This is a genomic window from Flavobacterium kochi (assembly GCF_048286715.1).
In the GTDB taxonomy this organism is placed as follows: Bacteria; Bacteroidota; Bacteroidia; order Flavobacteriales; family Flavobacteriaceae; genus Flavobacterium.
Genome location: NZ_JBLVPW010000030.1, coordinates 15,798 through 27,446, shown reverse-complemented (window position 1 = coordinate 27,446; position 11,649 = coordinate 15,798). Strand labels below are relative to the sequence as shown.

Below are 11,649 nucleotides of genomic sequence, written 5' to 3'. Positions count from 1 at the left end.
TTTGAGTTTGTTTAAGGATTATTGTATTTAATTTATTTGTAATAGCTGTTTGTTTTTAGTAAATTTAACATTGATTAGCCATAAATTTGATTAAATATTAAATTAAGAACAATAAAGTGTCAGGTTTGGTATAGATACACTATTTTTTTGGATTGTGTAAATCGAAATCTATTCTTTGAATACGTTGGTCAGTTGTTAAATTCCAATGATGTCTTTATAAAAAAATATAAATATTTAACGTTCTTTACCTTTGTAAAAAGGGATTTAGCCCATGATAACGTCTTAATTTAGTCGTACGAATAGTGCTGAAATAAAAAGAGCAATTGTGAATGAAGCAATTCGACTCAACAACTAAAAGATCTAGATAATTCTAATTTTGTGATGATAAAAAAAAATCAAATCAGTCTTGGGGAAGACAAAGTTTTAGATTTGAAAACAGATTCAGTCTTGTCTGGAGCCGATGACAGTGATTTTCCGGTGATTGGTATTGGAGCTTCCGCTGGAGGACTTGAGGCATTAGAATTGTTTTTTAAGAACATGCCTAATAACAGTGGTATGGCCTTTGTGGTTATTCAACATTTGGATCCTACACATGTTGGAATAATGCCTGAGTTATTACAAAGAATGACACAAATGAAGGTTTTGCAAGCAACCAATGCGCTTAAGGTTAAACCGAACCATATCTATGTAATTCCACCAAATAAAAGCCTGTCAATATTAAACGGGAAATTGCATTTGTTTGATCCGGTTGAATCTCGTGGTATGCGATTACCAGTTGATATTTTTTTTAGATCCTTGGCATTGGACCGAATGGAAAAAAGTATTGGAATCATTCTTTCCGGAATGGGATCTGATGGAAGTCTAGGAATAAAAGCTATTAAAGAAAAGAATGGAATTGTGCTTGTTCAGGAACCTGCTTCGGCAAAATTTGATAGTATGCCTCGCAATGCAATCGATGCCGTTATAGCTGATATTGTGGCTCCAGTAGAAGAGCTACCCGCTAAACTGATTTCCTTACTCAAATACTTTCCTGAAATAAACATGGATTCTGAAGTACCCGTCAAAATTGAAAGCAGCCTGGATAAAATTATAATTCTCTTACGAGAACAATCCGGACATGATTTCTCAATGTATAAAAAAAGTACTTTAATGCGCCGCATTGAAAGGAGAAAAGCAATACATCAAATAGAAAAAATACATACCTATGTCCGTTTTTTACAGGAAAATCCAAAAGAGATTGAATTACTGTTTAAAGAGTTATTGATAGGTGTAACCAGTTTTTTTAGAGACACCGCTGTTTGGGATAAGCTCAAAGAGGATATTATTCCTCAGCTGTTGAAAGAAATTCCGGATGGATATACTATCAGAGCATGGGTTCCAGCCTGTTCAACAGGAGAAGAAGCCTATTCCATGGCTATAGTTTTTGAGGAAGCTATGGCGAAAATTGGAAAAAAGAAAAATATTAAATTCCAGATTTTTGCCACTGATTTAGATCTTGTTGCAATTGAGAAAGCGCGAAAAGGAGTCTTTTTATTTAATATTATAAAAGATGTGTCTCCGGAGCGAATCAGTCGATTTTTTACTGCCGAAAAAACAGGATATCGTATGAATTCAACCATTCGGGAAATGATAGTATTTGCTCCTCATGATGTCATAAAAGATCCTCCTTTTACAAAATTAGATCTATTGACTTGCCGAAATATGCTGATATATATGGAGCCCCAATTGCAGAATAAATTAATGAGGTTATTTAATTATAGCCTTAATCCGGGTGGGATAATGGTACTGGGAACCGCAGAAACTATAGCTAGCAGTGTCAAAGGATTTGAAGTGATTGATTCCAAATGGAAATTTTTTAGACGTACTTCAAAAGCAGGAGCTCCGGAATTTACTAATTTTCCAAGCTCTTTTTCCCAAATTAAAAGATTAACTACCGACATTATGAAAGAAACTAAGGTTGTTGAAAACTTACAAATCCTCGCAGATCAAATTTTACTTCAGCGTTTTTCACCAGCAAGTATATTGGTTAATAATAAAGGAGACATCATTTATATTACGGGCAGAACGGGTAAATATCTAGAGCCGGTAGCCGGTAAAGCCAATTGGAATATACATGCAATGGCCCGTGAAGGTTTGAGAAATGAATTGCCTGTTGCTTTCCGTAAAGCGCTGCAAAATTTTGATCCGGTAAAAGTTGAAAATGTAAAAATAGTTGATGACGGAAGTAAATATTTTGTAAATTTAACACTTCAACAAATCGATAGTCCGGACGCTTTAAAAGGGATGATTATGTTGATATTCAGTGATGTGCCAGAAAGTATAGAATCGGATATAAATACATTAAAAGAAAGAAAACAAGGTGTTTCCAGAAAACAAAAGGAACTAGAAGCAGAGCTGATTCGTTGTAATGAAGATTTGAACAGTACTCGTGAAGAGATGCAAACCTCTCAGGAGGAACTGAAGTCGACCAATGAAGAGTTGCAATCGACTAATGAGGAATTGCAATCCACTAACGAAGAACTTACCACTTCCAAAGAAGAGCTGCAAAGTCTAAATGAATAATTGCAAACGGTTAATGCGGAACTTCAAAGTAAATTAGTAGATTTTGAACAGGCAAATAACGACATGAAAAACCTGCTCAACAGTACAGAAATAGCTACTCTTTTTCTGGATAAGGAACTAAATATTCGTCGATTTACAGATCCGGTGACTAAAATATTTAAATTAAGGGGCGCTGATACAGGAAGGCCTTTTACCGATTTAGTTTGTGATTTGAAATATCCGGAAATGGAAAGTAATGCTCTTGAAGTTATTAAGACACTCACTCCGATTCAAAAGGAAGTAGGGACAAATGATGGACGATATTATTATTATGTCAGAATAATGCCTTATCGTACTCTGGACGACCGTATTGATGGAATTGTAATTACTTTTACTGATATTACAGCGGCAAAACAAGCAGAAGAGTCTCTTAAAATGGAGAATCGTTACCGTCGTCTCTTTGAATCGGCAAAGGATGGTATTTTAATCCTTAATTCGGAAACAGGGATGATAATGGATGTCAATCCTTATTTGGTTGAAATGTTAGGGTATTCGCATGATCAATTTATCGAAAAGACGATATGGGAAATTGGTTCTTTAAAAGATATAGTTGCTAATAAAGATAAATTCTTAGAATTGCAAAAAAAGGAATTTGTCCGGTATGAAAATTTACCACTTGAAACTGCTGATGGAAGAAAAATAAATGTTGAGTTTGTGAGTAACGTTTATTTAGTAAATGATAAAAAAGTAGTGCAATGCATTATCCGTGATATTTCGGATCGCGTAGAGGCTCAAAAAGCATTGGTTTTTTCCGAAACACGCTATAATCATCTTTTCAAATCGGTCAAGGATGGGATTTTATTCCTTGACCCCGGCACAGGAATAATAACTGCTTTAAATCCTTTTTTAATTGATTTATTAGGTCTCACCAAAGAAAATTTCATAGGAAAAGAAATTTGGAAGATTGTTTTTTTTAAAAAAATTATTCCTGACATGGAAAAATTTAAAGAATTAAATGAAAAAGAATTTGTTCATTTTCAGGATATCGAAATTGAAACAGCTGAAGCAAAAAAAATAAAAGTTGAGTTTATTAGTGCCATGTATTTTATTGATAGTCATAAGGTAATTCAATGTTTTATTCATGAAATCTTGAATCACTAACAAAAACACCTATAATTCCCCAATCATATCTTTAAGAATGGCAGTATTTAACATATGCGGAAATTATGAAAAAAACTGAAAACAAATTAGAAGCCAGGGTAATTCTTCGTAAAAAAGCCGAGGAATTGCAAAAAGCAAACCAATCAAAGTTAAGTTCTGCACTTTCTGAAGCGGATACGTTGAAACTCATTCATGAATTTGAAGTTCATCAAATAGAACTTGAAATACAGAATGAAGAGCTTATTGTTGCAAAAGAACAGGCAGAAATTGCTACTGAAAAGTACGAGGATTTATATGATTTTGCTCCCTCAGGTTATTTTACATTAGAAAAGACAGGAAAAATTATAGCACTCAACCTGACCGGATCCCAAACGTTAGGCAAAGAAAGATCTCGATTAATGGAGAGCCAGTTTGGATTTTTTGTTTCGGATGATACAAAGCCAATTTTTAATTATTTTTTAGAGAAGGTATTTAACAGCAATGTCAAGGAAAGCTGCGAGATTAACTTATTATTGGAAAATAATAGTGTAACTAATGTTTACCTCACTGGGATAGTTGCTCAGGATAAGGAATTGGTACTGATTTCAGTTGTTGATATCACACAACTCAAATTGGCCGAAGCAGCACTTATGGAAAGTGAGGAAAGGTATCGCGGATTATTGAATAATATCGATGTTGGTATTATTGTTTATGCTCGGGACACTTCTATTATTTTATCTAATCCTAAAGCGTCGGAATTGATTGGTTTGAGTACCAATCAAATGAAGGGCAAAGTAGCAATTAATCCGGTATGGAGATTTGTAGACGAAAATTATAAAGCGTTACCAATTGAAAATTATCCGGTAAGCCAAATTATTGATAAGAAAAAACCAATCAAAAATTTTATCATCGGAATTAAAAGACCTGATAATACCAGAACGATATGGCTTTTATTAAATGGATTTCCTGTTTTTGATTACAATGGTGAAATAACCGAAGTGATTAGTAGTTTTATTGAGATTACCGAACTGAAAATGTTGGAAATAGAATTGACAAAGGCAAGGGATCAGGCCGAAGCAGCCAATAAAGCGAAGTCTAGTTTCCTAATGAATATGAGCCACGAGATTAGAACTCCGCTAAATGGAATAATTGGTTTCACTGATTTGTTAATGAAGTCAAATCTTGATGAAAATCAGTTGGAATATATGAAAACGATAAATGAATCGGCAATAATATTGGCTGATATTGTAAATAATGTTTTAGATTTTTCAAAAATAGAATCAGGAAAATTAGAATTAAATATTGATGAATTGGATCTTTTTGAGCTAACACATCAGGTTATCGATCTTTTCAAGCATCAGGCATCTTTAAAAAACATCGATTTAATTTTAAATTTAGATAAGAATGTACCCCACTATGTTTTTGGGGATTCGATACGATTGAAACAGATATTAGTGAATTTAATAGGGAATGCATTAAAATTTACGAAATCGGGTCATATCCTATTGGATATTTATAACAAATCCAATCCGGCAGATAAAACAGCTGCCCTGATTTTCTCAGTAAAAGATACCGGAATCGGCATAAAACAGCAAAATCAGGAAAAAATATTCCATTCTTTTGTCCAAGAGGATAATTCCGTAACGCGCCAATTCGGAGGAACTGGTTTAGGATTAACCATTTCAAATCAACTTTTAAGTTTGATGAATAGTAAATTAGAGCTAATAAGCAGCTATGGACACGGAAGTGATTTTTTCTTTACCCTAGATCTTAAAAAATCAAAGCATCTGATCGAACCAAGCCATGGCGAAAGCACGAAAGGGATAAATGAAATTACATCCCCTGAAATTTTAAATCCCATTAAAATATTAATTGTCGAGGACAATAAGATTAATATGCTTTTGATAAAAACACTTCTTAAAGCAATAGTTCCCAATTGCATACTATTAGAAGCTTCAGATGGAATTGAGGCAGTAAAACTGTCTAAAAAGGAAGCACTGGATCTCATTTTAATGGATATACAAATGCCGATAAAAAATGGATATGAAACAACTGTCGAAATCAGAAAATTAAAAAAAGCAAAAAACGTTCCTATTATTGCCTTAACTGCCGGGATACTGATCGGAGAAAAAGAAAAATGTTTAGAAGCGGGTATGAATGATTATATTGCAAAGCCAATTATCAAATCAAATCTAGAATTGATTCTGCACAAGTGGCTGGATAAATAATTTTTAATTTAGTAGCAAAGCAAAAGAGAAGCTGAGAGTACAGTTACTTGTTTTTATTTTTTCTTTTTCCAACCCACCAATTGGCGCTATACGGTTGCTTTTTTAAACCAAATCGTTTAATGGCATGTTTTTTTATGTGCGCTATTAATTCATCAACGGAATCAGTGACAAATAAAAGCTTCATATCTTCGGGACTGATACTTTCGTTTTCTGACATGACATGGATATGATGAATGAGCTCCTCGTGGTATTTTTTATCATAAATTACTATCGGAAAATTATTTATTATTTTATTCTGAATTAAAGTCAGGGCTTCAAATAATTCATCCAAAGTGCCAATTCCTCCAGGCATAACAACAAATGCATAGGAGTATTTTATCAAGATTACTTTCCGAACAAAAAAATAGGGGATATGGATCCATTTGTGTTAATAAGGATTTGGTTTTTGTTCTACAGGAAGGACAATATTGCATCCCACAGAATAGCCGCCAGCTTCATAAGCTCCTTTATTTGCCGCCTCCATTATACCGGGACCTCCGCCGGTCATTACTGTAAATCCTAGTTTTGCTAATCGCGCAGAGCCAAAGACGGTTACACAGGGACCGATAAAGTGCATTTTGCGGAATGCATTAATGAAGTTATAAAGGACTTTAAATAAGAAAACTAAGTTTTTAAATCGTGATAATGGTTCTCTTACAAACAAAGATTCGGATTTTGAAAGTCTGTAGTATTGCGGGAATTTTTTCATAATGATATAAAGTTATCGACTTACATACATAAAAAACACTTATATTTATAGTAAATACAAGGATATGGAAAAGATATTTCGGGGTGAGAATATTTTAGAGTTTATAAAGACATTCCCAGACGATCAAAGTTGCCGAGAATTTATCGCCAACGAGAAGTGGAAAGATGGCTATAAATGTCGCCGTTGCGAGAATACAAAGTATGTATATTTTGAAAAACACAATACAAGAGAGTGTACTAAATGCAGATATAAAGAGAGTGCAACAGCTGGAACGCTTTTTCATAAAGTTAAATTTGGAGTTCAAAAAGCATTTTGTATTGCTTTTGAAATGACTTGTACAACCAAATCAATTTCTTCAACCCAAGCCGCAAAACGCTATGGGATAACTCAAAAGACTTCCTGGTTGTTTATGCAAAAAGTAAGATTGGCTATGAAGTCTTCAAAACAATATCCGATGACCGGAATTGTCCAAGTAGATGAATTTGTTGTTGGAGGAAAAGAGACTGGAAAACAAGGAAGAAGTTATGACAGTAAAAAATCTAAAGTGGCTTGTGCTGTTGAGTTGACAGATGACGGAAAGATAAAAAGAGGTTACGCAAATGTGATCGATGATTATTCTGCAAAGTCGATAAAACCATTATTTGACGAGCATATAAGTACGGATGCAAATGTCAAAACAGACCAGTGGACAGCTTACAAAATAATAGCAAAAACCTATAACATCGTCCAAGAAAAAAGTGTTCCAGGAAAAAATTTCAAAGAAATGCACACAATTATTCATCAGGTAAAAACTGCTATAAGAACAATTCAATCTCACGTAAAGAAAGAACACCTGCAAAAATATTTAGATGAATATTTTTATCGCCTGAATAGGTCAATATATAAAGACTCTATTTTTGATAATATATTCAAACGATTAGTGTCACACCCACATCGGGGCTGGAAACAAATCGGAGTGATTAAGTAAGTAACTCGTTAAAGTTAATTAACTTTTTTATAACTCCAAACTGCCAAAGCATTTAAAATAAAAGCGTAAAGAACAATAACAATAAATTGGAATGATATATCTGAAAAAGTTGCGCCTTTGAGCATCACCATTCTAATAATTTCCACAAAATACCGAATGGGGTTAAACAAAGTAATGTTTTGAGCCCATTGTGGCATACTTTCTATGGGCGTAAATAAACCACTCATCAGGATGAAAATCACCGAAAAAAACCAAGCAATAAACATGGCTTGCTGTTGGGTTTCCGTATGGTTGGAAATGAATAACCCAATTCCTAAAATAACAAATAAATAGATTGATGTAAAGCCATAGATTAACCCAATATTGCCTAAAATAGGCACCTTGAAAATCAGTTTTGCAATTAGCAATCCCACGGTTAAAATCATTAATCCCAGTAACCAAAATGGGAATAATTTTCCAATGATAAACTGGTGTTTTTTTATGGGAGTAACGTTAATTTGTTCTAAAGTTCCCATTTCTTTTTCCCGAACAATATTCATCGAAGAAAGAAATAAGGTAAGCATTGTAACCAAAAGAACCAAAATCCCAGGGACCATGAATGTTTTATAATTCAGGGTGTTGTTGTACCAAAAAGAAGGTATTGTGACAATGTTTTGGGGTTGTACAAAAGTCTCATCGTTGTACTGAAACAATTTAGTTTGTATATTTTGATTGAATGCAGTTATGATCTGAGTGATATAAACATTTTCAATTCCGGCTGATGCACCGTCGATGGCATTGATGCTCACCGATAGACTGGATTTTTTTTCTTTGATGAGGTTGCGTTCAAAATGGTTTGGGATTTCGAGAATGATGTCTACTTTTCCTTTTTGCATTTGCTGATTGGCTTCGGTTTTTGAATTAAAGCTTTGGATTACTTTAAAATAATTGGAGGCTTGAAATTTAGAAATTAATTCTCGGGAAGCAACTGTATGATCGCTGTCAACATACGAAAATTGAATGTTTTTTACTTCAAAACTAGCCGCGTTTGACAATATTAATAATTGAAGCAACGGCAAAATAAATATAATGGGAAGCATTGCTTTATTTCTAAAGATTTGCCGAAACTCTTTTTGGATGATAAATAGTATAGTTTTCATTTTGTGTTTTTTAGTCCTGACAACCTGAAAATTCTTTATGGTTCCCTTTTTAGGAGACAATAAAGATCGGAACGAGTAGCAGGAAATAATTTTTAAAAAAGGTATTCTATTCTAACCTTATTCTATATTTTCGAATGCTTAATGCGATGAAAAACACCGTCATTCCCAGTAAAATCAATGTTTCTTTCCAAATCACGACAATCGTTGCCCCTTTGAGCATGATGGCTTTGATGATGATAATAAACCATTTGGCAGGAATGATATTACTGATGATTTGCAATGCCATGGGCATACTGGAAATTGGGAAAATAAATCCTGAAAGGATAATGACGGGGAGCATTAATCCCATTAAGGAAATCATCATGGCGGTTTGTTGTGAATTAGAAATGGTTGAAATCAGAATGCCCAACGACAGTGCCGAAATAATGAACAGGATACTTTCAAAAGCTAATAAAAATAAGCTTCCTTCAATAGGCATTTTGAAAACAAAGAAACCTAAAAGTAAAATTATTGTGGTATTGATAATCGAAAGAAAAATATAGGGGAATACTTTGCCAATAATCACCTGAAAGGGTTTTAGAGGTGAAACCAAAAGAACTTCCATAGTACCTAGTTCTTTTTCCCGTGTAATGGAAATCGAGGTCATCATGGCGGAAACAAGCATCAAAATGATGGTCATGACGCCAGGAACAAAATTGAACACACTTTTTAATTCTGGATTGTAGTACAATTGTGTCTGGGTTTGTATTTGGTAACGGGATGGATTGTTTTTATTTATTTCTTGCGCGTGATTTTGCAAAATAGCATGAACGTAATTCGTAATTGTATTGGCAATATTAGGATCGGTGGCATCCGTTATTACCTGAACCGTGGCTTGTTTTTTGGTTTGGAGATTTTTTATAAAATGGTTTTCGAAAACGAGAACTGCTTTTACTTTTCCTTTTTTGAAAACAGATTCTATTTGGCTTTCACTGCTGATTTTCTGTTCGATATTAAAGTATTTAGAAGCATTGATTTTGTTGATTATTTTTTGTGTTTCGGTATCTTTTGATTGGTCCAAAATGGCAATATTCACATTGTTGATTTCGTTAGTTATGGCAAATCCAAACAACAGTATTTGAGCAATGGGCATTCCGAAAAGAATAAACATTGAGCGTTTATCACGAAATATGTGATAGCATTCTTTTGTAACGAAACCGATGAATCTTTTCATTTTAAAATTTTTAGTTTTTTATTCAACATTCCTTGCCAATTTTAGAAATACGTCATTCATAGAGGCCACATTATATTGTTCTTTTAAATTTTTTGGAGAATCCAAAGCTTTAATGGCTCCTTCCACCATGATGGAAACGCGATCGCAATACTCGGCTTCATCCATATAATGTGTGGTTACAAAAAGGGTGGTTCCTTTGTGTGCTTCTGCATAAATCATTTCCCAGAATTGTCTTCTTGTTATGGGATCCACGCCACCGGTTGGCTCATCCAGAAACACGATTTTAGGCTCGTGCAACAAAGCAACCGAGAAAGATAATTTTTGTTTCCAACCCAATGGAAGTGCCCCAACCAGTTTATCGGCTACTTCTTCGAGTCCTAATTCGTGAATTAATTTTGCTGTCTTTTCTTTAATTTGAATTCGGCTTAAGCCATAGATTCCACCAAAAAAAGTAATGTTTTCCTTGATGGTTAAATCATCATACATAGAGAATTTTTGACTCATGTAGCCAATACTTTTCTTTACCATTTCGGACTGTGTTTTTACATCAAAACCAGCAACTAAAGCTTCGCCGGCAGTCGGTTTTGAAATCCCGATAAGCATTTTCATTGCGGTTGTTTTTCCGGCTCCGTTAGCTCCCAGAAAACCGAAAATTTCTCCTTTATTCACATCAAACGAAATCGTGTTGACTGCGGTAAAACTGCCAAATGATTTGGTGAGGTTTTTTACGATTATGATTTTTTCCTGGCTCAAAATTTAGTTTTGTATTGCTGTCAAATCCATAAAAACGTCTTCAATTGTCGGATTTGAAATATGAATTTCTATTTCAGTGTGATTTTTACTTTGAAGATAATTAAGCAATTCTCCGCTATTGAAATCTTCTTTTTTATCGATATAATGAATGTATTGCCCAAAGGCAAAAACACTGTACTGACTCGGATAATGCTTCAAATCTTGAAGGAGCTGATAGGTGTCTTTTGCTTGAATATCATAAATAGTTTTATCATATTTTTTGATGATGTTTTCCGGACTGTCTATTTTTAGAATTTTTCCTTTTTGGATTAGTGCAATTCTGTCACATAAAGCCGCTTCGTCCATATAGGGTGTTGATACTAGAATAGCGATTCCTTTTTGTTGCAATCGCTTGAGCATTTCCCAAAATTCTTTTCGGGAAACCGGATCGACACCCGTGGTCGGTTCATCTAGAAAAAGGACTTTTGGTTTGTGGATTAAAGCGCAACACAAAGCTAATTTCTGTTTCATTCCTCCAGAAAGTGCACCGGCTCTTCTTTTTTTGAAAGGCTCAATATGACTATAAATATCCTTGATTAAATCATAATTTTCTTCAATCGTTGTTCCAAAAATAGTGGCAAAAAAATTCAAATTTTCTGCTACGGTTAAATCTTGGTACAAAGAAAACTTTCCAGGCATATAGCCTACAGCATTCCGGATGGATTTATAGTCTTTCACTACATCAAAGCCTGCTACTGACGCTGTTCCCTGGTCTGCCAACAGGAGTGTGGTCAATATTCTGAAAATAGTCGTTTTTCCTGCGCCATCAGGTCCAATCAGTCCGAATAATTCCCCTTCCTTTACTTCAAAAGAAATGTCCTCAACCGCTTTAATGTTGTGGTAAGATTTGGAAATATTTTGAACTTTTATCTGCATCAGTT

8 protein-coding genes and 1 pseudogene are annotated in these 11,649 nt (G+C 34.2%); 4 read left to right on the top strand and 5 right to left on the bottom strand.

The window, feature by feature from the left end; all coding sequences use genetic code 11:
- Positions 1-381 precede the first annotated feature (381 nt).
- From ACNQGH_RS19100 to ACNQGH_RS19090, 3 genes are all read left to right on the top strand, one after another.
- Positions 382-2,562 (top strand): chemotaxis protein CheB, encoded by a 2,181-nt coding sequence (locus tag ACNQGH_RS19100; protein ID WP_417957621.1) that lies wholly within the window; start codon positions 382-384, stop codon positions 2,560-2,562.
- Positions 2,563-3,702, top strand: a complete 1,140-nt coding sequence (locus ACNQGH_RS19095) for a PAS domain S-box protein (protein WP_417957620.1) — start codon at positions 2,563-2,565, stop codon at positions 3,700-3,702.
- Between the two features lie 65 nt (positions 3,703-3,767).
- Positions 3,768-5,909, top strand: a complete 2,142-nt coding sequence (locus ACNQGH_RS19090) for an ATP-binding protein (protein WP_417957619.1) — start codon at positions 3,768-3,770, stop codon at positions 5,907-5,909.
- 43 nt (positions 5,910-5,952) lie between these two features.
- Here ACNQGH_RS19090 and ACNQGH_RS19085 read toward each other — a convergent pair.
- Positions 5,953-6,657: pseudogene (locus ACNQGH_RS19085) on the bottom strand (LOG family protein).
- Between the two features lie 64 nt (positions 6,658-6,721).
- Here ACNQGH_RS19085 and ACNQGH_RS19080 point away from each other — a divergent pair.
- Positions 6,722-7,624 (top strand): IS1595 family transposase, encoded by a 903-nt coding sequence (locus ACNQGH_RS19080; protein ID WP_417957617.1) that lies wholly within the window; start codon positions 6,722-6,724, stop codon positions 7,622-7,624.
- 14 nt (positions 7,625-7,638) lie between these two features.
- On the opposite strand, the gene ACNQGH_RS19075 is transcribed toward ACNQGH_RS19080, so the two are convergent.
- From ACNQGH_RS19075 to ACNQGH_RS19060, 4 genes are all read right to left on the bottom strand, one after another.
- Positions 7,639-8,763 carry an ABC transporter permease gene (locus tag ACNQGH_RS19075; RefSeq protein WP_417957616.1) on the bottom strand — a complete coding sequence of 375 codons (1,125 nt, stop codon included), beginning with the start codon at positions 8,761-8,763 and terminating at the stop codon, positions 7,639-7,641.
- Positions 8,764-8,869: 106 nt separating this feature from the next.
- Positions 8,870-9,976, bottom strand: a complete 1,107-nt coding sequence (locus ACNQGH_RS19070) for an ABC transporter permease (protein WP_417957615.1) — start codon at positions 9,974-9,976, stop codon at positions 8,870-8,872.
- An 18-nt stretch (positions 9,977-9,994) separates the two neighbouring features.
- Entirely contained in the window at positions 9,995-10,729 is a 735-nt protein-coding gene (locus ACNQGH_RS19065) for an ABC transporter ATP-binding protein (protein WP_417957614.1), read from the bottom strand.
- 3 nt (positions 10,730-10,732) lie between these two features.
- Positions 10,733-11,644 (bottom strand): ABC transporter ATP-binding protein, encoded by a 912-nt coding sequence (locus ACNQGH_RS19060; RefSeq protein WP_417957613.1) that lies wholly within the window; start codon positions 11,642-11,644, stop codon positions 10,733-10,735.
- Between the last annotated feature and the right edge of the window lie 5 nt (positions 11,645-11,649).

Bases quoted from the DNA above. Each gene is read 5' to 3' on its own strand.
- ACNQGH_RS19100 (WP_417957621.1), top strand. From the start codon at position 382: ATGATAAAAAAAAATCAAATCAGTCTTGGGGAAGACAAAGTTTTAGAT.
- ACNQGH_RS19090 (WP_417957619.1), top strand. From the start codon at position 3,768: ATGAAAAAAACTGAAAACAAATTAGAAGCCAGGGTAATTCTTCGTAAA.
- ACNQGH_RS19080 (WP_417957617.1), top strand. From the start codon at position 6,722: ATGGAAAAGATATTTCGGGGTGAGAATATTTTAGAGTTTATAAAGACA.
- ACNQGH_RS19075 (WP_417957616.1), bottom strand. From the start codon at position 8,763: ATGAAAACTATACTATTTATCATCCAAAAAGAGTTTCGGCAAATCTTT.
- ACNQGH_RS19070 (WP_417957615.1), bottom strand. From the start codon at position 9,976: ATGAAAAGATTCATCGGTTTCGTTACAAAAGAATGCTATCACATATTT.
- ACNQGH_RS19060 (WP_417957613.1), bottom strand. From the start codon at position 11,644: ATGCAGATAAAAGTTCAAAATATTTCCAAATCTTACCACAACATTAAA.